Consider the following 23,101-nt stretch of genomic DNA (forward strand, 5'->3'; position numbering starts at 1 on the left):
TCAGGGCGACTGGCGCAGGAAGAGGCCGAAGGCGCGGGGGCCGTCGCCCACTTCGAGGGTGGAGACCACCTTCAGCGTCTGCGTGTCGATGACGCTCATGGTGTTGTCGAACCAGTTCACCACATAGACCGCGCGCCCGTCCTGCGCGGCGGCGATGCCCTCCGGATATTCGCCCACGGAGATTGTGGCGCGCGGCGCGCGCGTCGCGGTGTCGAACACGCTCACCGTTCCCGCATACTGGTTGGTGACGAAGGCGAGGGGGCCGGCCAGCGCCAGCGCATAGGGCCTGTTGCCCACCTTCACCGTGCCGATCACCCGGCGCGCGGCGACATCGATGATGCTCACGTCGTCCGAGCCCACATTGGCCGTGTAGGCCGTGCGGCCGTCCTCGGACAGCGTGATGCCGAAGGGGCGGGTGCCGACCTTCACCACGGCGACGCGCTCCAGCGTCGCGGCATCGATGATGGAGACCTGATCGTCGTCGCGGTCGGCGCTGAGCACGAGGGCGCCGTCGGGCGTTACCGCCACGCCGGAGGGAGAGGCGCCGGTCCGGGCGACACGCAGGTCGTCAGGCTTGTCCGGATCGACCACCACGAGGCGCGCCGCATACCAGTCCGCCACGTAGACCGGCTTGCCGGAGGGCGCGACCGCGACGCCCAGCGGGCCGCCGCCGACAGGGATGCGCTTCTCGACCTTGCGGGTCGCGGCATCGATCACCGAAAGGGCCTTGCCCTCGGGGCTGGTGACGAAGGCACGGCGTCCGTCCCGCGACACGGCGATTCCGGCCGGCTCGCCGGGGACCGGAATGCGCGCGACGAGTTTGGGCGGGGCGGCGGCACCATCCAGCGCCACCACCGCAACCTCATTGCCGGGCTGATTGGTGATGAAGGCCTCCGCCGCGATCGAAGGCCGGGGCGAGACGAGCAGCGCGGCCGCCGCGGCGAGGATCGCCGCAGCCGCCGCGCGCCGGTTGAAGGCCATCAGGAGCCCTTTTCGACCTTGGCCTTGAGGGCGTCCAGCCCGCCGCGATAGACGGCGGTCACGGCGGCGATGGCGGCTTCGTCGCTCAGTTCCGGGGGCGGGTCGTTATTGGGGTAGCCGCGATAGAAGGCGCCGCGCCATTCCACCTTGGTGTGGGTGGCATCGACCGGGATGACGGCGATGGTGGACGAATAGTTGGTCACCGGCAGCACTTTCACGTCCACTGCGTTGATGCGGTAGGCGTAGCTCTTCTGCTCCGGCTCATACTTCACCAGCACCTCGTCGATGGTGCCGCCGCCCTTGAGGGTGAGCAGGCGCGTGGCATCCACGGCGTTGCCGCCCTTGCCCTCGTTCTTCTCGACGGCCGGGTGCCAGCTCATGTCCTGGAAGTTGCCGATGACGGCCCACACCTTGTCCGCCGGCGCGTTGATCTCGACGCTCTCGGTGATCTTCTTGCGGGTGGGGCCGTGGGCATCGGCGGCGAGCGGAACCATCGCCATCGCAAGGGCCGCGGCGGCGGCAATCATCTGCCTCATGAACAATTTCCTCCAACAGTGTCTTGTCGTTCCGTCGGGCCTTGGGGCCGCGTCATTGGGACAGGTCCGGCAGGCCGGGGGCGAAGATGCGGTTCTTCACCAGATAGCGCACGCCGCGGGTCCAGGATTCGTCCGTGTTGCCACGAATGTCCACCACGCCGACGCGCACTGCCTTCGCGCTGCCGTCCACGCCCTTGAGGTCCACCTCCTTCACCTGCAGCTCGATGGACAGGATGAGGTTGGACACCTTGCGCACCACGCCCATCACCTCGAACCGCGCGCCGGCGGCGGCGGCGATCTCGTTCTCGCAGGCATTGCACTTGAAGAAGGGGGATGCCTCCTCGATGCGCGCGGCGAAGGGCGCGAGATCGACGGGCGTGAGCTGCCCGGTTTCCACGACGAGGCGCTCCAGCTCGGCATTGATGAGCTTGAGCCGGGCGGCCTGTTCGGCGCGGATGCTGTCGCGCTGGTCCGCCGTATCATCAAATAATTCAAAGCCGAAGATCGCAACGGGAGCAGGCGCAGCAATACTGCGGCCGGTCACGCCGAAAAATGTTGCGCTTGCGAGAAGCAGGACAAAGACGAAACGGGCGCCGGACATCATCGGGAACCTTTGGTAGGTCGAAGGGTGTCACAGCCTCCCCGCGGCTGGCAAGGAGAGATCATCTTATTGTTTTCTTATGTCTATTCGGTTGCCGTTTTTGGCTGATGATGGCTACATCTTCCCCTTGTGACGACTCGGATCGACTGAGCCCCGATTGCCCATGCGCCTTCCCATGAGCCTTCCCCGGCGCCGCGACTGGATGCGTCCGGGTGGGTCCCGCCGTCTCCTCGCCGCCGCCTGCGCCGTGATGCTGTGCGCGGGAGCTCTCGGCATGGGCGGTCCGGTGTCGGCGCAGCCGGCCGTGGCGCCCCCTCCGGATGCCACGCCGGCTCCGATGGAGCTGCGGCTCGGCCTTCTCACCCGCGAGGTGCCCCCGCCGCCGCTCTACGATCTTCTGGCGGTGCCGGCAGACGATGCGGTGTCGGGCGCGGAGCTGGCCATCAAGGACAACAACACGACCGGCCAGTTCACCGGCCAGAGCTATGCGCTGGAGCCGGTTACGCTGGCCGAGGACGAGGATGCGGGCGCCGCCGCGCGCAAGCTCGCGGACGGCGGCATCAAGCTTCTCATCGTCAACCTGCCGGCGGCGGACCTCCTCAAGGTGGACGACGCGGTGAAGGGCAGGGGCGTCACCTTGTTCAACATCGCAGCCACCGACGATGCGCTGCGCGCCGAACAGTGCCGGGCCGACATCTTCCACGTCGCGCCGAGCCGGGCGATGCTGGCGGACGCGCTGATGCAGTTCCTGGCCATGAAGCGCTGGAGCAAGCTGTTCCTCATCGTCGGGCCGAACCCCGGCGACCAGCTCTATGCCGATGCGCTGCGCAAATCGGCGAAGAAGTTCGGTCTCAAGATCGTCGCCGACAAGCCGTGGACCTTCGGTCCCCTCGGCCGCGACCGCTCCGACAGCATCACCCGCTCCGACGCCCTCGTGTTCAGCCGGGGCGTGGACGCGGACGTGCTCGTCGTGGCGGACGAGGCCAACGATTTCGGCAATTACATTCCCTACCGCACCTTCGAGCCCCGCCTGGTGGCGGGTACGCAGGGCCTCACTGCCGGCACCTGGCATCCGGCGCAGGATGCGTGGGGTTCCGCCCAGTTGCAGAACCGCTTCCTGCGCGCCACCAACCGCCCCATGCGGGCGAGCGATTATCAGGCATGGCTCGCCGTGCGCATGGTGGGCGAGGCCGCGACCCGCGCCAAGACCACGGACCCGGTGGCGCTCGCGAAGTTCATGCGCTCGCCTGACTTCAATCTCGCCGCCTTCAAGGGCGTGCCGGTGAGCGTGCGGCCATGGGACCAGCAGGTGCGCCAGCCGCTCCTCATCGCCCAGCCCCTCGGCATCGTCTCGGTGGCCCCGGAGGAGGGCTTCCTGCACCAGCGCACCCCCCTCGACACCCTCGGGGTGGACGAGCGGGAATCCAAATGCCGGCTGAAGTGAGAGCCCGGCCCAAAAGCGCGGCAGGCGCGCCAATTCTGGAGGAAGCCCGATGATCCCGACCGTCCCGCGCCGCCTCGTTGCCCTTCTCGCCGGCGCCGCCGCGCTGACGGCGGCGGATGTGGCCTCGGCCTATACGGTCTACGTCTCCAACGAGCGCGGCAATTCCATCACCGTCATCGATTCCACCACGCTGGAAGCCAAGCAGACGGTGAAGATCGGCCGCCGGCCGCGCGGCATCACCATGAGCCCGGACGGGAAGGTGCTCTTCCTGTGCGCCAGCGACGACCACGCGGTGCTGGCCATCGATCCCGCGACGCTCAAGGTCACGCGCAAGCTGAAGTCCGGTCCCGATCCGGAACTCTTCGCCCTGCATCCCTCGGGCAATCCGCTCTACATCGCCAATGAGGACGACAACCAGGTCACGGTCCTCGATGTGGAGCAGAACAAGGTGGTGGCGCAGGTGCCGGTGGGCACCGAGCCGGAAGGCATGGCCGTGAGCCCGGACGGGGCGACGCTGGTCGCCACGTCCGAAACCACCAGCATGGCGCATTTCATCGACACCAAAACCAACAAGATCATCGCCAACGTACTGGTGGACGCGCGGCCGCGCTTCGCCGAATTCTCCAAGAATGGCAAGCGCCTGTGGGTCTCGGCCGAGATCGGCGGCACGGTATCCGTGATCGATCCCGAAACGCGCAAGATCATCCACAAGGTCACGTTCCAGATCCCCGGCGTGTCCAAGGAGGCGATCCAGCCCGTGGGCGTGCGCCTGACCAAGGACGGCAAGACCGCCTTCGTCGCGCTGGGCCCGGCGAACCGCGTGGCGGTGGTGAATGCCGAGACCTTCGAGGTGCAGAAATATCTCCTCGTCGGGCAGCGCGTGTGGCAGCTCGCCTTCACCCCGGACGAGAAGCTGCTCTTCACCACCAACGGCAATTCCAACGACGTTTCGGTGATCGACGTTCAGGACCTCAAGGTGCTGAAGTCCATCAAGGTCGGCGGCGCGCCGTGGGGCGTGGTGGTCTCGCCGCAATGAACGATGGCGCGCAGGTTGCGGCACAGGCTGCGGCTCTGGAGATCGAGGCGGTGAGCCACGCCTTCGGCGCCCGCCGCGCGCTGGATGGCGTCTCGCTCACCGTTCCAGCCGGCTGCTTCGTCGCGCTGCTGGGGCCGAACGGCGCCGGCAAGACCACTCTGTTCTCACTGGCGACGCGGCTCTATGCGACGCGCGAGGGCCGGGTGCGCATCTTCGGCCATGACCTTTCCCGCGCGCCCTCCGCCGCACTGGCGGAGCTGGGCGTGGTGTTCCAGAGCCGCACCCTCGACCTCGATCTGTCGGTGCGGCAGAACCTTGCCTATCACGGCGCCCTGCACGGCATGGCGGGACGGGAGGTGAAGGCCCGCATCGCCGAACTGCTGGCGCTGGTGGGCCTCGCCGACCGCATCGACGACAAGGTGCGAACCCTCTCGGGCGGCCAGTCGCGGCGGGTGGAGATCGCCCGCGCGCTCATCCACCGCCCCCGCCTGCTGCTGCTGGACGAGGCGACGGTGGGGCTCGATCTGCCGTCGCGCACGGCCATCGTCGAGATCGTGCGGCGGCTGGTGGAGGAGGAGCATCTCGCGGTGCTGTGGGCGACCCACATCTTCGACGAGGTGCGGGGCGACGATCTCATCTATGTGCTCGACAAGGGCCGCATCATCGCCCACGGCACCGCGCGCGAGGTGACCGGCGCGCATCTGCGGCCGACGGAGGCGCGCGCGCCCGAAGGCCCGACGGCGGCTTTGGAGGCCGCCTTCCGGGCCATGACGGCGGCACGGGCGGAGGACGCGGCATGAGCGAGGCCAGCGTCGGAAAAAGACCCGCCGCGCCGGGCCGCCACCTTGGCCCGGCCGGCTATATCGTGTGCCTCACCGGCATCGTCGGCCGCGAGCTGACGCGCTTCGTGCAGCAGAAGGAGCGCTTCCTCTCGGCGCTGGTGCGGCCGCTGGTGTGGCTCTTCATCTTCGCCGCCGGCTTCCGCTCGACGCTCGGCGTCTCGATCATCCCGCCCTACGAGACCTACGTGCTCTACGAGGTCTATGTGACGCCCGGCCTCGCGGTGATGATCCAGCTCTTCAACGGCATGCAGTCGTCCCTCTCCATGGTCTACGACCGGGAGGTGGGCTCCATGCGGGTGCTGCTGACGAGCCCGTTCCCGCGCTGGTATCTCCTGCTTTGCAAGCTGGTGGCCGGGGTCAGCGTGTCGCTGGCGCAGGTCTATGTCTTCCTCGCCATCGCCCGGCTGTGGGAGGTGGACATCCCGCCCATGGGCTATCTCACCGCGCTGCCCGCCTTCATCCTCACCGGGCTGATGCTGGGATCCATCGGCCTCGTCATCTCCTCGCTGATCCGGCAGCTGGAAAACTTCGCGAGCGTGATGAACTTCGTGATCTTCCCGATGTTCTTCGCCTCGTCCGCGCTCTACCCGCTGTGGCGCATCCGCGATGCCAGCGAGACGCTCTACATCGTCTGCCTCATCAACCCCTTCACCCATGCCGTGGAGCTGGTGCGCAACGCGCTCTACGGCGTGTTCGAGCCGCAGGCCTTCGCGGTCGTCGCCGGCACCACCATCGTCTTCTTCGCCCTCGCCGTCGTCGCCTACGATCCGGGCCGCGGCATCATGGGGCGGCGGGGCGGACCAAAAGGAGAAGCCGCGTGATCCGTTCGCTTGCCGCCGCATCGGCCACGGCTCTGCTTTTTTCGACCGTGGCCTTGTTCTGCGCCGCGCCGCTCGCCGCCCAGCCGAAGGCCGACCCCGACTGGCCCTGCCCGCAGCGCAAGACGCCGGAGATCGACCTCGCGCAGGTGTGGAACGGGCCGGATCCCGCCTCCGCCGGCAAATGGACGGACGATCAGGACGCCGCCGCCCTCGCGGTCAAGCTCTCCTCCCGCCGCACGCCGGCCAAGGAGTTCGCGCCTTTGCTGGACGGCTTCGTGAAGGAGGCCGGCGCCGAGGCCGACAAGGGGCTGCTCCGGGTGATGGCGGGGGTCTACGAGATCATCAACGACCAGCGCGGCAAGCTCATGCACGGCATCGAGCGCTATGCGCGCGGGCAGCAGCGTCTCGCTGACCGCATCCGCGACGAGGCGGACGAGCTGAGCAAGGTGCGCAGCTCCATCACCGCGCCGGAGACACCCGAGAGCCGCAAGCTCGACGAGCAGCTCCACTGGGACACCCGCATCTTCGACGAGCGCGCCAAGTCGCTCACCTATGTCTGCGAAACGCCCGTCCTGCTGGAGCAGCGGGCCTTCGACATCGGCCAGCAGATCCAGGCGCGGCTGAAGGTGAAGGGCTGAGAGGTAAGCGCGGCGGGCGCGACGGCGCGCCGGCTACTCCAGCCCCTCCACATGCCCGATGAAGGGCAGTTGCCGGAAGGCGTGGGCGACATCCATGCCGTAGCCCACCACGAACAGGTCCGGGCAGGTGAAGCCGACGAAATCGGCCTCGATCTGCACCGCCCTTTTGCCCGGCTTCTCCAGAAGCACGCACACCAGCACCCGCCGGGCACCCCGCGCCATGAGCAGGTCCTTGGCGAAGGCGAGGGTGCGGCCGGATTCCAGAATGTCGTCGATGAGCAGCACGTCGCGGTCGCGCACGTCGCTCTCCACGTCCTTCAGGATCTCCACCTGGCCGGAGGAGATGGTCGCCTCGCGATAGGACGAGAGGTGCATGAACTCCACCTCCGGCGCGAGGCCGGACGTGTGCATGGCGCGCAGCAGGTCGGCGGCGAAGATGAAGGAGCCTTTCAGGACCGCCACCGCGAGCAGCCGCTCCGGCGCAAACGCGGCGATCTCAACCGCCAGCGCATGGTTGCGCGCGGCGATGCGGTTCTCGTCATAAAGGACGCTGACGTTCGGCAGGTTCATGATCCCTCTTCGCCAGAGCGCGAACATGGCCGTCGCGGCCGCGGGCGCCCTCCCGAGATAGCCCCCGTGCCCGGCGCGCGCAATGCGGGACAGCCCTTCCGTCCGCGCGGGGCGCCCGTGCCGCGCCCCCGTGGCGACGCCTGCCGCTTCGTTTATGGTGTGGCGGGGCGCCACGGCGCGATTCGGGTGAAGGGTTGGGGCGTGGTCCGGTTCGAGAACGTCGGCCTCAGGTACGGCATGGGTCCGGAAGTGCTGAAGGATGTGTCCTTCGGCATCGAGCCCAATTCGTTCCAGTTCCTGACCGGCCCGTCGGGAGCCGGCAAGACGACGCTCATGCGCCTCCTGTTCCTCCAGCTGAAGCCGACGCGCGGGCTCATCACCCTGTTCGGGCGGGATGTGTCGTCGCTCGATCCCGACGAGGTGGCGGTGCTGCGCCGGCGCATCGGCATCGTCTTCCAGGATTTCCGCCTGCTCGACCACCTCACCACCTACGAGAACGTCTCGCTGCCGCTGCGGGTGCTCGGCAAGGAGGAGGCGAGCTATCGCGGCGAGGTGACGGAGCTTCTGAGCTGGGTCGGCCTCGGCGACCGGATGCACGTTCTGCCGCCTGTGCTCTCGGGCGGCGAGAAGCAGCGCGCCGCCATCGCCCGCGCCCTCATCGGGCGGCCGGAATTCCTGCTCGCGGACGAGCCCACCGGCAATGTGGACCCCACCCTCGCGCGCCGCCTGCTCCGCCTGTTCATCGAACTCAACAAGTCCGGCACGTCGGTGCTTCTGGCGACCCATGACATCGCGCTCATGGACCAGTACGACGCCCGCCGCCTCGTGATCGCCGACGGCCGCCTCTATGTCTACGACTGACGCCGGCGCCCAGCCGCAGAACCCGCAGCCCAAGAAGCCGCCGGCCGAGGGGGGCGAGGCGCCGCGTGCCAAGGCACGGGCGCTGGCCTCCATCGTGCCGTCCTCGACCATCGCCGGGCGGGCGCTGGTGGCGGTGGTGGCCATCATGACCTTCCTTGCCGGCCTCACCATCGGCACGGCGGTGGCGGTGCGGGCGACTGCCAGCCAGTGGCGCTCCGACGTGACGCAGGAAGTCACCATCCAGATCCGGGCCGGCGAGAAGCAGGCGACCGACGCCCAGGTGCAGGCCGCCGCCGACATCGCCCGCAAGACCCCGGGCATCGCCGACGTGCACATCCTCACCCCGGAGGAGACCTCCCGGCTGCTGGAGCCGTGGCTCGGCTCCGGTCTCGACCTCGGCGACCTGCCGGTGCCGCGGGTGATGGTGGTGCGCCTCGATGGCGCGAGCCCGCCCGATCTCGCCCGGCTCAAGCGCACGCTGACCGACCGCATCCCCACCGCCACGCTCGACGATCACCGCGGCTGGTCGCGCCGGCTCGTGGCGGTCACGGACGGGGTGATGCTGGTGGCGGTGGTGCTTCTCGTGCTGGTGGGGCTCGCGACCGTTCTTTCGGTCGTCTTCGCCACCCGCGCGGCGGTGGCCACCAACCGTTCGGTGGTGGAGGTGCTGCATTTCGTCGGCGCGCGCGACGGTTTCATTGCCGCGCAGTTCCAGCGCCACTTTCTGAAGATCGGTGCGGAAGGCGGGCTCATCGGAGGCCTTTCGGCGGCGGCAGTGTTCGGGGCGCTGGCCGCGCTCCCGCGCCTCGGCCTTGGTGGCGATCCGGAACTGCCGACCGTGCTGGGCTGGCTCAATCCGGGCTATCTGGGATTCTTCGGCATCGCCGTGTCGGTGGCGATCGTGGCGCTGGCGACGGCGCTCACCTCGCGCGTCACCGTTTACCGCACGTTGAGGACGATCACATGATCGGCCGTGCGGCGATCGATGTGGCGGTGGCCGGGGGTGCGTCACCTCGCCTCTGCCGCATTCCGGCGCCATCCTCGGCTGCATGACCATGTCGAGCACCGAGCGCAGGACGCAGGCGCGGATCGGTCCCGGGCAATCCGATACCGGCGCTGCCAGAAGCGGAGCCAGCAAAGGCGCGACCGGCACCCCGGTGCCGCGCCGCGGCCCCATGCGCCGGCTCTTTATTGGCATGCTGGCGCTGGGCGGGCTCGGGGCAGTCGTCGGCGGCATCGGCTTCATCGCCTTCACCACCCAGATCGCGGGGCACGAGCCTGCGGGGGTCAAGCCGGCCGATGCCATCGTCGTGCTCACCGGCGGCCCCTCGCGCATCGTCGATGCCGTCTCCCTTTTGAACGAGGGGCTGGGTCAGCGCCTGCTCATCACCGGCGTCAACAAGTCCATCTCATCGGAGGAGATGCGCCGCGCCCTGCCCGATGGCGAGCGGCTGATGGATTGCTGCATCGATCTCGGCCACAAGGCGCTGAACACGCGGGGCAATGCCTTGGAGGCGGCCGAATGGACCCGCGAACGGCGGTTCCGGTCGCTGGTGGTGGTGACCTCCTCCTGGCACATGCCGCGCGCCATGATGGAATTGTCGCGCGCCCTTCCCGATGTGGAACTGGTGGCCTATCCCGTCGTCACCAGCCGCACGGAGCCGGAGAACTGGTGGAGCGATACCGGAACGCTGAAGCTGCTGGTGAAGGAGTATTTGAAGTACATCATGGCCACGGTGAAGATCCGCCCCGCCAAGGCCGTGGCCGGCCCTCAGGCCGAAACCGCGCCGTCGGCCGGCGGGTCTTCCGCGCCGCACTGATCATGCGCTCCCGGCCGCCCGGCCGCGGGGCAGGGAGACCACCTTGACCTTCCTGCGTTCGCTCGTCTTCCAGATCGCCTTCTATCTGGTGACGATCCTCTACATGCTGGCCTTCCTGCCCGCGCTGCCGTTCCTGTCGCGCAAGGGCCTGTGGCGCACCGGCGTGATGTGGTGGGTCGCCACCATCATGTTCCTGCTGCGGGTCATCGTGGGCACGCGGGCTGAGATCAGGGGCGTCGAGAACATTCCGGACGGCCCGCTCCTCCTCGCGTCCAAGCATCAATCGGCGTGGGAGACGCTGGCGCTGCTGCCGCTGTTCTCGGACCCGGCCTTCATCCTGAAGCGCGAGCTGATGTCGATCCCCGTCTTCGGCTGGTTCGCGGCGCGGGCGCGGATGATCCCGGTGGACCGCAAGGGCGGCTCGTCCGCCATGAAGGCGATGACGCGACGAGCGCAGGCCGACATGGCCGAGGGCCGGCAGATCCTCATCTTCCCGGAAGGCACGCGACGCCCAGCCGGGGCACCGCCGGACTACAAGTTCGGCGTGGCGCATCTTTATTCCAGCCTCGGTGTGCCTTGCCTGCCCATCGCACTCAATTCTGGCCTCTACTGGCCGAGGCGATCCATCCTCAAGCGGCCCGGCACCATCCTCGTGGAGATCCTGCCGGCGCTTCCGCCGGGCCTGCCACGGCGGCAGTTCATGGGGCGGCTTCAGGCCGACATCGAGGGCGCCAGCGACCGCCTGCTCGCCGAGGGACTGGCCGAACTCGGACCCCGCGCGCCGGCCCATCTGAGGGGTCGCGAGACGGTCCAATCTTCCCCGTTGTCCACCCCTGTGGAAAACTCTTGATCGAGTGCCGGAGATCGTTCTAGTTTCGTTCTCATGAACGCAACTGATTCGCTCCTTGTCCCCCTTGTGGACGCCGGTGGCCTGAACGGCCTCAAGCACGACGCCCTCGGCGCGCGCTACCGTTTCTGGCGCGACGAAGACGGCGTGCGCCATGTGTTTTCGGTCTATCGGCCGGACGCCGCCCCCGACTATCCGGACGCCCTCGCGGTGGTTTCGCGGCGCACGCCCGCGGGCTCCATCGCCATGTGGGCCGGTCCCGCCAGCAGCGCCCGCACAGCGGCGCTGCGCATGCGCGGCGATGAAATTCACATCCATGTGTTCGGCGAGGAGAACGCTCCGGCGCTGCGCCGTCTCATGCAGCGCACCGAGGCGTCGTCCGCGCTGCCCCGCCCGGTGGCACAGGTGCTCTGCCTGCCCGCGCGCCGCCACGCGGCCTGAGGCGGAGGCTCAGGGTGAGCCTTCTCCCTCGGCATCGTCCGGCAACACCGGTGGCAGGGCATGGCTCGCCGTCAGGTGCTGCGTGAGATAGCTGAGGCCGGGATCGCGGATGCCGAGGCTTTCCAGCGCCTTCACCGTCGCCACCACATAGTCCGTGTTCGGCCCCGACTTGCCGTGGGAGCGGCGCACCAGAGCGAGCTGGTCGTCCAGGGTCAGGCCGCGCGCATATTGGGGATGGGCGCGGTTGACCAGATAGGCCACGGCCGCCGCGTCGCGTCCCGATCCGTCCAGCAGCCGCACGCGCCGCATCACCTCGCGATAGACGCCGGAAATCTGCTCGCGCTCGGTGAGATAGGCGTGGGTCTGCGGCCAGTCCGCGGCCGCTACCCGATAAGCGATGCCCCTGCACGAGCCGCCGAGGTCGAGGCCGAGCACGAGCCCCGGCTTCTCCGGCGTGCCACGATGATGGAAGGAATAGACGCACAGGGTGCGGTGCGCGCCAACGAGCCGCGCCTCGCAGCGCTCGACGAAGGCGAAGCCCGGATTCCACATCAGCGAGCCATAGGCGAACACCCACACATCGCCCTTGATGCTCGCGGGCGATGCCCCGGGCGTGACCGATTGCCCCGCCCCCGCCGGCGCCCCGCCATCTCCGTTCGCCGACCGCTCGTCCGCCATGGGCCTGCCACACCTTCCCGGCGTTGACAGAAACGCCGGACCGTCGCCTAACAGCCGGCAAGGACCATCGCAAGCCGCGGGCGACCGTGGCCAGCCGCAAGGATGTCCATGACCGCGCCCACTCCGTCCGCCCCCGTAGCACCGTCTCCCGAAACGCCCGCCAGCCGGCCGAAGCCGTGGCTGGTCATCGTGCCCCTCCTGCTGGTGGTGGTCGCCGCCATCGTCTGGAGCGGCCTGTGGTTCTATGCGGCGGGCCGCGCCGAGCGGGAGATCGACGCCTGGATCGGGCGCGAGGCGAAGCTCGGGCGCATCTGGTCCTGCACCGACCGCCATCTCGCCGGCTTCCCCTTCCGCTTCGAGCTGCGCTGCCTGTCGCCGAAGCTTGAGACGCGCGGCGGCGACGCCATGCGCTTCACCGCCGCCTCGGCCGAGGCGGTCGCGCAGGTGTGGGCGCCCAATCACATCGTCGCCGAGTTCGCCGGCCCGGCGCGGGTGGAGGATCTCAATACCGGACAATCCTATGTCGCCGTGTGGTCCCTGCTGCAGATGAGCGGCGTGGGCGATCTTTCCGGCCGGCCGGAGCGCTTCTCGCTGCAGGCGCATGACCTGAAGCTGGAGCAGCCGGGGGCGACCGGGACGCAGCCGGTGGCGCTGCTGTCCGCCCATCTGTTCGAGTTCCATGCCCGCCGCGCGGCGGGCAAGGACGGCAAGCCGGATGGCGTCGACTATGCTTCCGGCCTCACCGGCGGCGAGAGCGCGCTGCTCAATGGGCTTGGCATGCAGGGGCCCGTGGAGATGGCACTCCAGGGCACGGTGACGGCGTCGGCCGACCTGCGCCCCATGCCGGTGGCGCAGCGGCTGCGGGCGTGGGCGGATGCCGGCGGCGTCGCCCGGCTCGACCGCTTCCACATTACCTCGCCGAAGGTGGCCATGTCGGCCACCGGGATCGTGGCGCTCGACCCCCAGGGCCGGCTCAACGGCAAGCTGGACCTCGGCTTCGCCGGGCTCAACGACGTGGTGCAGGGCCTCGACCGGGCCGGCGCGATCCCGCGCGAGGTCGCGCCCATCGTGGGCGCGCTCGCCATGGTGGGCAAGCCGGGACAGGTGGAGGGCCGCAAGGGCGCGCTGTTCGCGCTGTCCTTCGATGCCGGCACGCTCAAGCTCGCCGGCTTCCCGGTGGGGATCGTGCCGCCGCTGTTCTAGAGAGCGATTCGATCAAGTTGAAACAACTTGACCGGTGGATGGCCCTCACACTCAAGAAAGAGCGGCGCGTCAGAAGACGCGCTCGCCTTCCACCAGCACCTGCCGCACCACCGGCGTGCCCTCGAAGATGCGGAAGCGCACCACGTCTGCCCGCAGACCGGCGTCGAGCCGGCCGCGATCTTCGAGGCCCGCCATCCGCGCGGGGTTGCGGGTCACGAGGGCCATGGCCTCCGGCAGCGGCATGCCGTCCACCGTGTGAAGGCGCGTTGCCGCCTGCAGCAGGCTCGCGGGCACGTAATCCGAGGCGAGGGCGTCGATCAGCCCCTCCTGCGCCAGAGCGCCCATGGCGACCCCACCGGAATGGGAGCCGCCGCGCACCACGTTCGGCGCCCCGCCGATGGTGGCGAGATCAGCCGCGCGGGCCGCCGCAGCCGCCCCGCGAGTGGTGGGAAACTCGCTCACCGTGCAGCCGGCAGCCCGCGCCTCGGCCACATGGTCTTCGGTGGTGTCGTCGTGGCTCGCCAAAACGAGGCCAGTCGCCGCCAGCATCTCCACCAGCGGGGGCAGGTTGCGCGCCACATTGGCCCGGCCGCGGGCGGTGCGCTCGCCGATCTCGCGGTCGGCCTCGACGGCATCCTTGCCGATGCCCAGCAGGAAGTTGCGCAGCACGTCCACGTTGCGCCACTGCCGGGCGCCGGGGGTGTGGTCCATCAGCGAGGCGAAGGCGAGGCCCGGGCGCGCGAGCGTCGGCTCGACGAGATCCAGCAGATCCGGGTCGGTCATCTCGCAGCGCAGGTGGACCTTGTGGTCCGCCCGGAACAGGGGCGCGCCCTGCTCCACCGCATCGAGCATGACGCCGAACAGGTCGCGCCGCTCCGCCTTCGCCTGGTCGAAGCCGCCCGCGCAGATGGCATCGAACACGGTGGTGATGCCGCTCGCCACGGTCTGCCCGTCATGAGCCAAAGCCGCCGCCCGTGCGTCCGGCCAGAACACCCTGGGCCGCGGGACGAAATGGCCCTCCAGCGCATCCGTGTGCAGGTCGATGAGGCCGGGGGCGATGAAATCGCCGTCGCAATCGACGGCGCCCGGCGCGGTGGCGCGCCCTTCGTCGATGGCGAGGATGCGCCCATCCCGCAGCGTGATGGTTCCCGCGACGACGGCATCGTCGAGGACGAGGCGGGCGTTGGTGAGAACGGTATCCATCGGGGCTCCGGAGCAGGGTCGTCAAAAAAAGACGCGCGGGCCAGCCTTCCGGCCGGGCCCGCGGATGTTCTGCGTTGCACCCTATCGTGACACCCGGGTGACGTCGCCCGGGTTGAGCGAAACCGTTCAGGAGCGCGGGGCGGGCGGTGCCGGCGGGCGCGGCACCACCTCGTAGAGCTGGAAGCGTTCGCCCTCGGCGACCAGCTTGAGGTGGTCGCTGTCGGGGTTGCGCGCGCCGCGCTCGGTGAACAGCAGATACACATAGTCGAACTTCGACGGCCACAGGTCCCAGTAGCGCGGGCCATCGGGCGTCGGGTCTTCCTCGGTGATCAGCAGCTGCTCGATCTGGGGCGGGGTCCCGTCCTCGGTGTCCACCTGCGCGTTGAACGGCTTGCGGGCACGCAGGATCTGCTTGCCCTCCACCGTGAAGGCGGTGGTGACGAGGGACGACTTCTCGATCATGGCGAGGCAGGCGGCGTGCATCAGGCCGAGATCGGTCGGATCGTTGCCGCCCTGGATGTCGGCGTAGGCGACGAGTACCCGGGAGCCCGGACGGATCTGAACGACCGATTCGCGGAACGCCACCGTCCATTGCGAGAGGCGGTCCCAGACCACCTGGACCTCGCCCACACGCACCGCCAGCATCAGGACCAGAACCACCGCGAAACCGCGACGGGCGAGGCGGTGGCGCAGGTCGACCCGCATGGCGGCGAGCACCATGAAGGCGATGGCCACGGGCAGGCGCTGGTCCGCCATGTAGGTGGCGAACACCACGCGCGGCATGGCGAGATAGACGAGCCCCGCCACCAGCAGCAGCGGCAGCATGAGCGAGTGGACGTGGAGCAGGCGATGCCGCGCCGCCCAGACGCCGGCCAGGATGAAGATCGCCGCCACGGCGACCGCCACATGGTCGACGTAGACGTTGAAGATCATCTCGATGCCGTCGATCTTCCCCTGCGGCTCCCAGTAATTCTGTCCGCTGAGGCCCCAGGTGGGGCTCGCCACCAGCAGCGGGAGTATGGGCAGGAAGGGCAGGCCTCCGCTGACGAACACGCCGATCCGCGGCCAGATCGGCCCGCGGCCGAGGCGCAGGCGGTCGAGTTCGTAGGCGAGGATGCCGATGCCGTAGATGCCCGCCGTGAACAGGTGGCAGAAGAAGAGCGCCACCACGAACGCCGCCGACACGAGGTAGCGCCACGGCCACCATCTGTCCCTGAGCGCGACCCAGGCCGTGAGCGCGAACAGCGCCAGACCGATGCCGAAATAATAGTTCATCACCCCGATGAGGAAGATGCCGTTGTAGAGCAGCGGGAACGCCAGGAGCGGCAGCGCCGACCACACCCCGAACAGCGCGCGGTTCAGCGTCATGACGCCCCCGGCGATCAGCGCGAAGCAGATCAGGGTGTAGATCTCGCCGGCGGTGTAGATGTCGACCACCCTGTCGATGACCGGGACCAGGAGGTCCATCATCAGGTTGGGCAGGATCGACCATTTCAGCGTGTAGAAGCGCGCCAGGTCCTGATCCTGCGGGATCGAGGCGATCACGTGCATCCGCGCCAGATGGTTCACATAGTCCGACAGCGGCGGGAGCGGATGGGTCAGGATGGGGATGGACACGAGCCCGAGACAGGCCACGAACAGGAGCAGGATCTGCGTGGCGCGCAAATCGTGCGGCCGGCGCTCCGGCGGGTGATGGGCGTGCGCGGCGGCGCTCGTGGAATGCGTGGCAGGCAGAATCGGGGGCGTCATGAAGGCCGGGTCTCTCTGGCGACGGCTGGAGCAGCGGCGGGTGAGGGCTGTGGCGGGCGAACGGGTGACCGGCGTTGACGCCGCCATTGTGTCGGCCGGGTCCGCTTATCATCACCTTTTCGCGAGCGAAGAAAGGCTGCCCGGAAGATTTCCGCCGCGCCGGCCGTGGCCCTCGGACGGGCGGGCCTTTCACCGCTCGACCGAAACCGCTAGAAGGGCGCCGCCCGGTGGCCCCGCCGCCGGCCCCCGCGAGCACCACCTGCGAGCCCCCCATGACCGAGCCCCGTTCCCAGTCCGTGTCGGAAGCCCAGCACGAGGCCGAAGTGCTGGCGCGGGCGCTGCCGCACATGCAGCGCTACGACGATGCGATCGTGGTGGTGAAATACGGCGGCCACGCCATGGGCAGCGAGGACGTGGCGCGCACGTTCGCCTCCGACATCGTGCTCATGGAGCAGTCGGGCATCAATCCGGTGGTGGTGCATGGCGGCGGCCCGCAGATCGGCGCCATGCTCGCCAAGCTCGGCATCAAGTCGGAATTCGCGGCCGGCCTGCGCATCACCGACAAGGCGACCGTCGAGATCGTCGAGATGGTGCTGGCCGGTTCGATCAACAAGCAGATCGTCGGCTTCATCAACGAGGCGGGCGGCAAGGCCATCGGCCTGTGCGGCAAGGACGGCAACATGGTGCGCGCCCGCAAGGCGAGCCGTGTCGTGGTCTCTTCCGGTGACGATGCCCAGGAGGTGGACCTCGGCTTCGTCGGCGAGCCCGACACCGTGGACACCACCGTGCTCGACCAGATCCTCGGCCGGGAGCTTATTCCCGTGCTCGCCCCGGTGGCGGCGGCGGTGGACGGCGGCACCTACAACGTCAATGCCGACACCTTCGCCGGTGCCATCGCCGGTGCGCTGGGCGCCAAGCGCTTCCTGCTGCTCACCGACGTTCCGGGCGTGCTCGACAAGAACAAGCAGCTGATCCCCCGGCTCACCATCGCCGAGGCTCATGCGCTGATCGCGGACGGCACCATCTCGGGCGGCATGATCCCCAAGGTGGAGACCTGCATCTACGCGCTGGAGAAGGGCGTGGAGGGCGTCGTGATTCTCGACGGCAAGGTGCCCCACGCCGTGCTGCTGGAACTGCTCACCGACCACGGCGCCGGCACGCTCATCACTCGCTGACGTCACCCCTTGAGGAGGTCGGCGTCCGCGGGAATGGTGCTCGCGCCCTCGCCGAGGGCGCGCTGCATCAGGACCGTATCGATCCACCGGCCGAACTTGAGGCCGGTGGCCGGCAGGGTGCCGATGGAGCCGAAGCCGCAGGCGCGGTGCAGCGCGATGGAGCCGGCATTGCCGCTGTCGCCGATCACCGCCACCATCTGGCGGAAGCCCAGCGCCTCACATTCGGCGATCAGCGCTTCGAGCAACCGCCGGCCGACCTTCTTTCCTCGGGCCGCCTCGTCCACGTAGATGGAATTCTCCACCGTGTAGCGATAGGCGACGCGCGGACGGAAGGCGCTGGCATAGGCATAGCCCAGTACCTTCCCGTTTTCTTCCAGCACCAGATAGGGATAGCCGCCCTCGATCAGGGCGGCCTGCCGGCGCGCCATCTCCTCGGGACCCGGCGGTTCCAGCTCGAAGGAGGCGGTGCCATTGCGGACCGCCTCGTCATAGATGGCGGTGATGGCGGGAATGTCGGCGGGGGTGGTAGGACGGATCGGCATACCCTCTTTTAGGACGCCGCCGCGCTTCCGCCAAGCTTGCCGAAAGGTCAGGCCCGCGTGATCGCGCCCGGTGCGACGGTGAAGCGCGCCGCCGTCTCCAGCGCGGCGAAGGCGGAGGGGTCGGCCCCGGTCATCCAGACCTGCGCCCCGAGGCGGGCCAGCGCCTCGAACAGGCCGGTGCGGCGCGCGGCATCGAGATAGGCCACCACGTCGTCGAGCAGCAGCACGGGGGAGAAGCCCTGCATGCTGCCCACCAGCCGGGCGTGGGACAAGGTGAGGCCGATCAGCAGGGATTTCTGTTCGCCGGTGGAGCAGCGCGCGGCGGGCAGGCGCTTCTCGCCGTGACTTACCGAGAGATCGGTGAGGTGCGGACCTTCAAGGGTGCGGCCGGCCGCACGGTCGCGCGGGCGGTTGTCGCGCAGCAGCGCGCGATAGCGGTCCTCCACCTCCAGCGCCGGATGCTGCGCGATGAGCCGCTCCACGGCGCCGTCGAGGACGATCTCAGCGAAGGGGAAGGGCGAGGCCTCGTCGCGATGGGCGGCGATCTCGGCCGAGAGGCGGGCCACCGTCTCCAGCCGCGCGGCGGCCACCGCCACCGCCAGCTCGGCCACCTCGTGCTCCATCGCGTCGAGGAAGCGGGCGGAGCCGTTCTCCTCCAGCAAGCGGTTGCGGGAGCGCAGAGCGCGTTCCAGCCCGTTGACCCGTGTGCCGTGGGAGGCATCCACCGCCAGCACCAGCCGGTCGAGATAGCGGCGGCGGTCGCCGGGCGGGCCGAGGAACAGGCCGTCCATCTCCGGGGTCAGCCAGAGCACCTTGAGATGATCGAGGAAGGCGTTGGCCGAGGGCACGGCCTCGCCGTCGATGCGGCAGCGCCGTTGCCCGCCTTCCTGCGCCGGATCATAGCCAGTGCCGAGGCGCACCTCGCCCAGCGCACCCTCAATGAAGGCCGAGACTGCCCAGGGCGCGCCGTCCGCGTCCGGCGCGTGGGCACCAAGCGGGCGGTGGCCCACGTCGGCGAGCTGCGCCCGGCGCAGGCCGCGGCCGGGGGAGAGGAAGGAGAGGGCTTCGAGGATGTTGGTCTTGCCGGCGCCGTTCGGCCCGGTGAGCACGATGGCGCGCGCCTCCACCGCGACCTGAGCCGCCGGATAGGAGCGGAAACCGGTGAGCGACAGCTTCAGGATGCCGGCGTGGAGCATGGTGTCACGATCGCCGCGGCGTCAGGCACGCCCGGCCGGCTGCCGGACAGGCCCTTGTGCGCCTCACACCCGCAGTCTCAAACGCGCATGGGCATGAGGACGTAGAGCGCATCCGTCTTGGTGGAATCGCGCACCAGCGTGGGCGAGCCGGGATCGGCGAGCTTCAGCTCGGCCGTGTCGCCTTCGAGCTGGGAGGTGATGTCCAGCAAATAGCGGGAGTTGAAGCCGATATCGAGAGGCTCGGCGGTGTAGTCCACCTCCAGCTCCTCGGTGGCGCTGCCCGAATCGGGGTTGGTGACGGACAGCACCATCTTGCCGTCGCCCAGCGACAGCTTCACCGCGCGGCCGCGCTCGCTGGACACGGTGGACACGCGGTCCACGGCGGCGGCGAACTCGTCCTTGTCGACGATGAGGGTCTTGTCGTTGCCCTGGGGAATCACCCGGCCATAGTCCGGGAAGGTGCCGTCGATCAGCTTGGAGGTGAGCACGATGGCACCCACCTGCACGCGGATCTTGGTGGCGGAGAGGGAGATGGTGACCTCCGCTTCCTTGTCCTCCAAGAGCTTCTGGATCTCGGCGACGGTCTTGCGCGGCACGATCACGCCCGGCAGGCCCTGCGAGCCGGCGGGGGCTTCCAGCTCCGCCTGGGCGAGGCGGTGGCCGTCGGTGGCGACAGCGCGCAGCATCGCTTTGCCGTTCGCCTCGGTCACATGCAGGTAGATGCCGTTGAGATAATAGCGCGTCTCCTCGGTGGAGATGGCGAACTGGGTCTTGTCCACCAGGCGGCGAAATTCCGCGCCCTTCACCTTGAAGGTGTGGGAGAATTCGCCCGCGGCGAGATCCGGGAAATCGGCTTCCGGCAGGGTCTGGAGCGAGAAGCGGGCGCGGGAGGCGCGCACCGTGAGGGTGCCGCGCTCGCCGCCGGCCTCAAGCTGCACCTGCGCGCCGTCGGGCAGCTTGCGCACGATGTCGTAGAGCACGTGGGCGGGGACGGTGGTGGCGCCCGCCTGGCCGGTCTCGGCCGGCACGCTCTCGACCACTTCGAGGTCGAGATCGGTGGCCTTCAGCTCCAGCGTGCCCTTGGCCGCCTTGATGAGCACGTTGGCGAGGATCGGGATGGTGTTGCGCCGCTCGACGACGCGGTGGACGTGGCTGAGCGATTTCAGAAGCTCGGCGCGCTCGACGGTGACCTTCATCGTCCTGGCCCGTTCACTCTTCGCTTCCGAGCCGGCCTGCCGCGGGATCGCATGTCCCACCGGTGGGTCCGTCTCGACATTCTAAGGATGACGCCCGCGGAACCCCTCATCCGCCGGTGCGGGCGAGGGGCGCGTGCGCCGGTGTGGCGTGGCGCGACGGCGCAGGGCGCGCCGTCAGGCGTCCGAGGGTACGGGCGCCGGGCCGCCGACATTGCCGCCCCAAGGGGCGCAAGGCAAGGGCTCGCGGGGAGATTTTGGTTGGCGGGGATGAAGGGCCGGCTTTTCGCGCAGGAAAGGCCGGCGGCACCAGTACGGCGCCGCCCTTCCACCTCACCAACAGGCGCGTGGCTCAGCTTTCGAGGGCGAGCCGCTTCAGCACCTCGATCTCGTCGGCGAGCGCGCGGTCCGTGGCGACGAGGCCGTCGATCTTGCGGACCGCGTGGAGCACGGTGGTGTGGTCGCGCCCACCGAACCGGCGGCCGATTTCCGGCAGGGAGCGCAGTGTCAGCGTCTTGGCGAGATACATGGCGATCTGGCGCGGCTTCACCACCGTCGCGGTGCGGCGCTGGGACAGGAGGTCGGCGCGCGAGACGTTGTAGTGCTTGGCCACCACGCGCAGGATGTCGTCCACCCGCACGCGCTTGGGATCGGTCGGGCGGATGAGGTCCTTGACCGCATTTTCCGCCATGTCGAGCGTCACCGGCTCGCCGGTGAGCTGGTTGAAGGCGAGCAGCTTGTTGAGCGCGCCGTCGAGGTCGCGGCCGGACTGGCCGACGCTGCGGGCGAGGAATTCCAGCACCGGCGCCGGCACGGCGAAACCCTGGTGCTGCTCGGCGAGGGTCTGGTAGCGCGATTTCAGGATCTGGAGGCGCAGGTCTTCCTCCAGCGGCGCAAGGTCCACCACGAGACCGCCGGCGAGGCGCGAGCGCACGCGCTCGTCGAGGTGCTCGAGCTCGCCGGGCAGGCAGTCCGCCGCCAGCACCACCTGCCGCCCGCCATCCAGCAAAGCATTGAGGGTGTGGCAGAATTCCTGCTGGAGATTATTGCCCTTCAGGAACTGCAGGTCGTCGATCACCAGCGTGTCGATGGTGCGCAGTGTGTCCTTGAAGGCGATGGCCGAATGGGACTTCAACGCCGACACGAAGCCGTACATGAAGCGCTCGGCGGTGAGATAGGTGGTGCGCCGGCCATGGGCGGCGCCGGCGCGCGCCACCGCCTGGAGGAGGTGCGTCTTGCCGAGGCCGACGGCCGCGTGGAGATAGAGCGGATTATAGACGGGCGCGGCACCGGCAGGGGTTTCCGCCACCTTGCGCGCGGCGGCGAACGCCAGCGAATTGGACTTGCCCACCACGAACGATTCGAAAGTGAGGCGCGGGTCGAGCGGCGAGCCGGAGGCGACGTCACCGCCGGTGGCGACCATCTCGCGCACCTCGCCACGCGGCTCGGCGGCGCGCGGCGCCGGCTTCGTCTCGACGGGACGCTCGGTGCGCTCGCTCACCACTTCGCGTGGGGTCGACGCCTTCAGCGCCACCGGGCGTGCGAAGGCGCTGCGCACGGCGAGATCCACGCGGCGGCGGGCGCCGGTCTCCTCCGCCCAGATGTCGGCGATGCGCGGCAGATAATTCTCCTGGATCCAGGACTTGAGGAATCGCGTGGGCACCGACAGGCGCACCACGTCCGCGGTCAGCGCGTCGAGGTCCATGCGCGCGAACCAGCTCGTGAACTTCTCCTCGCCGATCTCCTCGCGCAGGCGCTGCAGCACCCGGTCCCACGGGGCAGAGGGCGCGCTGGACGTCGGTGCGCAATCCATCTCGGCGGCCTCCGCAAGGGTCGACTGAAAAGGAACGGTGCGCGCGGCAACCGGCGCATGAGGCTTGAGCATAAAGATCGCGACCGCGTGGAACGCGGTTCCCTGGTTGGAGACGCAAAAGCCTTCCGCGCCCTGGGGCGGGCAGCGCGGCCGCAGTCTCATGGGGAGTTTCAGAAACGGGTGCTACGGCACCCACGGCACAAGCGCAACGGGGGTCAGTCCACCGTCATGCGCTCTCCTGGCCGTTACAGGGCGGCGGGGCGCAACTGGAGCGGAACACGGTGCTCCGGAAGGCTCGAACGCAACGCGGAACCGTATTGCCCAAAGGACCAGATCCTGTGTCCGCTGCCGCGCATGTGCCCGAAGTCATAGCCGCCCCATCTCCGACGATGCGAACCATCGACGGGTGTTGGAATAAACCAGTTTTTTGTTTGGTCTTGTAGATGCTGCAGGGTGGAGCAGATGTCCGCCCTTAGCATGGCTCCAACGAATGAAGGTAACGCAGAGTACGGGTACGGCCCGAGACGAGGAGTACGTGAACGAAATCAGACACGATACATCCCCTCCTCATCCACGAAGAGCCGTGAAAACTTCATTCTATCGGTGAACCCCGAGGTCGCTCCCGGAGTGAGATTGAACATACACAGCCGGTTTGGGGGGTGCAACGCCTTTGACCCTGGCCGCGGAATAGCGGGCAAAAGCCGGTGCGCCCGCGCCACACCCCCGAATTCCCATCAGCCGGCAAACCTCTGTCGCGACAATGAGAATCGGCACGTCGGCAAAGCAAATGCGACGCCCCGTCCCGCGCGGTGAGAAGGTTTCCGGATACTCCAGAAAACGGGCCGGTTTGGTGCCTTCCGGGCTTTGGCCTCTAAGCCGTTCTCTTGGATCGGGTTTTTCTGATCGGTCGG

At 68.8% G+C, this 23,101-nt stretch carries 23 protein-coding genes; 12 read left to right on the forward strand and 11 right to left on the reverse strand.

Annotated elements, in window-relative coordinates:
- The 3 genes from J2126_RS12150 to J2126_RS12160 are packed head-to-tail and all read right to left on the reverse strand — an operon-like array spanning position 1 to position 2,061.
- Positions 1-981 carry a YncE family protein gene (locus J2126_RS12150; RefSeq protein WP_209487240.1) on the reverse strand — a complete coding sequence of 327 codons (981 nt, stop codon included), beginning with the start codon at positions 979-981 and terminating at the stop codon, positions 1-3.
- Positions 981-1,517, reverse strand: a complete 537-nt coding sequence (locus J2126_RS12155) for an SRPBCC family protein (RefSeq protein ID WP_209487242.1) — start codon at positions 1,515-1,517, stop codon at positions 981-983. Before J2126_RS12155 ends, J2126_RS12150 begins: the two co-directional genes overlap by 1 nt.
- A gap of 52 nt (positions 1,518-1,569) precedes the next feature.
- Positions 1,570-2,061, reverse strand: a complete 492-nt coding sequence (locus tag J2126_RS12160) for a DUF3280 domain-containing protein (RefSeq protein WP_209487243.1) — start codon at positions 2,059-2,061, stop codon at positions 1,570-1,572.
- Positions 2,062-2,293: 232 nt separating this feature from the next.
- Here J2126_RS12160 and J2126_RS12165 point away from each other — a divergent pair, with 232 nt between their 5' ends.
- From J2126_RS12165 to J2126_RS12185, 5 genes are read left to right on the forward strand one after another with little or no spacing between them, the layout of a single operon-like run.
- Complete coding sequence (locus J2126_RS12165) at positions 2,294-3,562, forward strand: ABC transporter substrate-binding protein (RefSeq protein WP_245327296.1); 1,269 nt, start codon at positions 2,294-2,296, stop codon at positions 3,560-3,562.
- A 49-nt stretch (positions 3,563-3,611) separates the two neighbouring features.
- Positions 3,612-4,598 carry a YVTN family beta-propeller repeat protein gene (locus tag J2126_RS12170; RefSeq protein WP_209487245.1) on the forward strand — a complete coding sequence of 329 codons (987 nt, stop codon included), beginning with the start codon at positions 3,612-3,614 and terminating at the stop codon, positions 4,596-4,598.
- A complete protein-coding gene (locus tag J2126_RS12175) occupies positions 4,595-5,398 on the forward strand; it encodes an ABC transporter ATP-binding protein (protein WP_209487247.1) in 804 nt (267 codons plus the stop codon). Before J2126_RS12170 ends, J2126_RS12175 begins: the two co-directional genes overlap by 4 nt.
- Entirely contained in the window at positions 5,395-6,261 is an 867-nt protein-coding gene (locus J2126_RS12180; protein ID WP_209487255.1) for an ABC transporter permease, read from the forward strand. The genes J2126_RS12175 and J2126_RS12180 overlap by 4 nt, the downstream gene beginning before the upstream one ends.
- Complete coding sequence (locus J2126_RS12185; RefSeq protein WP_348634294.1) at positions 6,258-6,899, forward strand: hypothetical protein; 642 nt, start codon at positions 6,258-6,260, stop codon at positions 6,897-6,899. The genes J2126_RS12180 and J2126_RS12185 overlap by 4 nt, the downstream gene beginning before the upstream one ends.
- A 33-nt stretch (positions 6,900-6,932) precedes the next feature.
- Here the strand turns inward: J2126_RS12185 and hpt are convergent, their stop codons facing one another.
- On the reverse strand, positions 6,933-7,469 hold the full coding sequence (hpt, locus tag J2126_RS12190; protein WP_209487257.1) for a hypoxanthine phosphoribosyltransferase: 537 nt from the start codon (positions 7,467-7,469) through the stop codon (positions 6,933-6,935).
- A 201-nt stretch (positions 7,470-7,670) separates the two neighbouring features.
- On the opposite strand from hpt, the gene ftsE reads away from it, so the two are divergent.
- From ftsE to J2126_RS12215, 5 genes are all read left to right on the forward strand, one after another.
- A complete protein-coding gene (gene ftsE, locus J2126_RS12195; RefSeq protein WP_024276652.1) occupies positions 7,671-8,330 on the forward strand; it encodes a cell division ATP-binding protein FtsE in 660 nt (219 codons plus the stop codon).
- The gene (locus tag J2126_RS12200; protein WP_209487259.1) at positions 8,317-9,297 is read left to right on the forward strand and encodes a cell division protein FtsX; all 981 of its coding nucleotides are present in this window, start codon (positions 8,317-8,319) and stop codon (positions 9,295-9,297) included. Before ftsE ends, J2126_RS12200 begins: the two co-directional genes overlap by 14 nt.
- Before the next feature lie 208 nt (positions 9,298-9,505).
- Positions 9,506-10,150: a YdcF family protein gene (locus J2126_RS12205; protein WP_209487261.1), complete on the forward strand. Its 645-nt coding sequence runs from the start codon at positions 9,506-9,508 to the stop codon at positions 10,148-10,150.
- A 43-nt stretch (positions 10,151-10,193) separates the two neighbouring features.
- Positions 10,194-11,000: a lysophospholipid acyltransferase family protein gene (locus J2126_RS12210; RefSeq protein WP_245327297.1), complete on the forward strand. Its 807-nt coding sequence runs from the start codon at positions 10,194-10,196 to the stop codon at positions 10,998-11,000.
- 33 nt (positions 11,001-11,033) lie between these two features.
- Positions 11,034-11,438: a hypothetical protein gene (locus J2126_RS12215; protein WP_209487263.1), complete on the forward strand. Its 405-nt coding sequence runs from the start codon at positions 11,034-11,036 to the stop codon at positions 11,436-11,438.
- Between the two features lie 9 nt (positions 11,439-11,447).
- Here J2126_RS12215 and J2126_RS12220 read toward each other — a convergent pair whose 3' ends face one another.
- The gene (locus J2126_RS12220; RefSeq protein WP_209487271.1) at positions 11,448-12,116 is read right to left on the reverse strand and encodes a gamma-glutamylcyclotransferase; all 669 of its coding nucleotides are present in this window, start codon (positions 12,114-12,116) and stop codon (positions 11,448-11,450) included.
- Between the two features lie 108 nt (positions 12,117-12,224).
- Here J2126_RS12220 and J2126_RS12225 point away from each other — a divergent pair, with 108 nt between their 5' ends.
- Positions 12,225-13,319 carry a DUF2125 domain-containing protein gene (locus J2126_RS12225; protein WP_209487273.1) on the forward strand — a complete coding sequence of 365 codons (1,095 nt, stop codon included), beginning with the start codon at positions 12,225-12,227 and terminating at the stop codon, positions 13,317-13,319.
- Positions 13,320-13,388: 69 nt separating this feature from the next.
- On the opposite strand, the gene J2126_RS12230 is transcribed toward J2126_RS12225, so the two are convergent.
- The gene (locus J2126_RS12230) at positions 13,389-14,522 is read right to left on the reverse strand and encodes an alpha-D-ribose 1-methylphosphonate 5-triphosphate diphosphatase (RefSeq protein WP_209487275.1); all 1,134 of its coding nucleotides are present in this window, start codon (positions 14,520-14,522) and stop codon (positions 13,389-13,391) included.
- A gap of 126 nt (positions 14,523-14,648) precedes the next feature.
- Positions 14,649-16,271 carry a hypothetical protein gene (locus J2126_RS12235; RefSeq protein ID WP_209487277.1) on the reverse strand — a complete coding sequence of 541 codons (1,623 nt, stop codon included), beginning with the start codon at positions 16,269-16,271 and terminating at the stop codon, positions 14,649-14,651.
- Positions 16,272-16,543: 272 nt separating this feature from the next.
- Between J2126_RS12235 and argB the strand changes: the two genes are divergently transcribed.
- The gene (gene argB / locus J2126_RS12240) at positions 16,544-17,446 is read left to right on the forward strand and encodes an acetylglutamate kinase (RefSeq protein WP_209487279.1); all 903 of its coding nucleotides are present in this window, start codon (positions 16,544-16,546) and stop codon (positions 17,444-17,446) included.
- Positions 17,447-17,448: 2 nt separating this feature from the next.
- Here argB and J2126_RS12245 read toward each other — a convergent pair whose 3' ends face one another.
- The 4 genes from J2126_RS12245 to dnaA all read right to left on the reverse strand — a co-directional run bounded on the left by J2126_RS12245 (position 17,449) and on the right by dnaA (position 22,190).
- Entirely contained in the window at positions 17,449-17,988 is a 540-nt protein-coding gene (locus J2126_RS12245; protein WP_209487280.1) for a GNAT family N-acetyltransferase, read from the reverse strand.
- A gap of 47 nt (positions 17,989-18,035) precedes the next feature.
- Positions 18,036-19,184: a DNA replication/repair protein RecF gene (gene recF, locus J2126_RS12250; RefSeq protein ID WP_209487282.1), complete on the reverse strand. Its 1,149-nt coding sequence runs from the start codon at positions 19,182-19,184 to the stop codon at positions 18,036-18,038.
- 77 nt (positions 19,185-19,261) lie between these two features.
- A complete protein-coding gene (gene dnaN / locus J2126_RS12255; protein ID WP_209487284.1) occupies positions 19,262-20,380 on the reverse strand; it encodes a DNA polymerase III subunit beta in 1,119 nt (372 codons plus the stop codon).
- A 349-nt stretch (positions 20,381-20,729) separates the two neighbouring features.
- Positions 20,730-22,190 carry a chromosomal replication initiator protein DnaA gene (gene dnaA, locus J2126_RS12260; RefSeq protein WP_209487286.1) on the reverse strand — a complete coding sequence of 487 codons (1,461 nt, stop codon included), beginning with the start codon at positions 22,188-22,190 and terminating at the stop codon, positions 20,730-20,732.
- Positions 22,191-23,101: the final 911 nt, after the last annotated feature.

Source organism: Xanthobacter flavus, from assembly GCF_017875275.1.
In the GTDB taxonomy this organism is placed as follows: Bacteria; Pseudomonadota; Alphaproteobacteria; order Rhizobiales; family Xanthobacteraceae; genus Xanthobacter; species Xanthobacter flavus_A.

Bases quoted from the DNA above. Each gene is read 5' to 3' on its own strand.
- J2126_RS12150 (WP_209487240.1), bottom strand. From the start codon at position 981: ATGGCCTTCAACCGGCGCGCGGCGGCTGCGGCGATCCTCGCCGCGGCG.
- J2126_RS12155 (WP_209487242.1), bottom strand. From the start codon at position 1,517: ATGAGGCAGATGATTGCCGCCGCCGCGGCCCTTGCGATGGCGATGGTT.
- J2126_RS12165 (WP_245327296.1), top strand. From the start codon at position 2,294: ATGAGCCTTCCCCGGCGCCGCGACTGGATGCGTCCGGGTGGGTCCCGC.
- J2126_RS12170 (WP_209487245.1), top strand. From the start codon at position 3,612: ATGATCCCGACCGTCCCGCGCCGCCTCGTTGCCCTTCTCGCCGGCGCC.
- J2126_RS12175 (WP_209487247.1), top strand. From the start codon at position 4,595: ATGAACGATGGCGCGCAGGTTGCGGCACAGGCTGCGGCTCTGGAGATC.
- J2126_RS12180 (WP_209487255.1), top strand. From the start codon at position 5,395: ATGAGCGAGGCCAGCGTCGGAAAAAGACCCGCCGCGCCGGGCCGCCAC.
- hpt (WP_209487257.1), bottom strand. From the start codon at position 7,469: ATGAACCTGCCGAACGTCAGCGTCCTTTATGACGAGAACCGCATCGCC.
- J2126_RS12200 (WP_209487259.1), top strand. From the start codon at position 8,317: ATGTCTACGACTGACGCCGGCGCCCAGCCGCAGAACCCGCAGCCCAAG.
- J2126_RS12205 (WP_209487261.1), top strand. From the start codon at position 9,506: ATGCGCCGGCTCTTTATTGGCATGCTGGCGCTGGGCGGGCTCGGGGCA.
- J2126_RS12215 (WP_209487263.1), top strand. From the start codon at position 11,034: ATGAACGCAACTGATTCGCTCCTTGTCCCCCTTGTGGACGCCGGTGGC.
- J2126_RS12220 (WP_209487271.1), bottom strand. From the start codon at position 12,116: ATGGCGGACGAGCGGTCGGCGAACGGAGATGGCGGGGCGCCGGCGGGG.
- J2126_RS12225 (WP_209487273.1), top strand. From the start codon at position 12,225: ATGACCGCGCCCACTCCGTCCGCCCCCGTAGCACCGTCTCCCGAAACG.
- J2126_RS12230 (WP_209487275.1), bottom strand. From the start codon at position 14,522: ATGGATACCGTTCTCACCAACGCCCGCCTCGTCCTCGACGATGCCGTC.
- J2126_RS12235 (WP_209487277.1), bottom strand. From the start codon at position 16,271: ATGACGCCCCCGATTCTGCCTGCCACGCATTCCACGAGCGCCGCCGCG.
- argB (WP_209487279.1), top strand. From the start codon at position 16,544: ATGACCGAGCCCCGTTCCCAGTCCGTGTCGGAAGCCCAGCACGAGGCC.
- J2126_RS12245 (WP_209487280.1), bottom strand. From the start codon at position 17,988: ATGCCGATCCGTCCTACCACCCCCGCCGACATTCCCGCCATCACCGCC.
- recF (WP_209487282.1), bottom strand. From the start codon at position 19,184: ATGCTCCACGCCGGCATCCTGAAGCTGTCGCTCACCGGTTTCCGCTCC.
- dnaN (WP_209487284.1), bottom strand. From the start codon at position 20,380: ATGAAGGTCACCGTCGAGCGCGCCGAGCTTCTGAAATCGCTCAGCCAC.
- dnaA (WP_209487286.1), bottom strand. From the start codon at position 22,190: ATGGATTGCGCACCGACGTCCAGCGCGCCCTCTGCCCCGTGGGACCGG.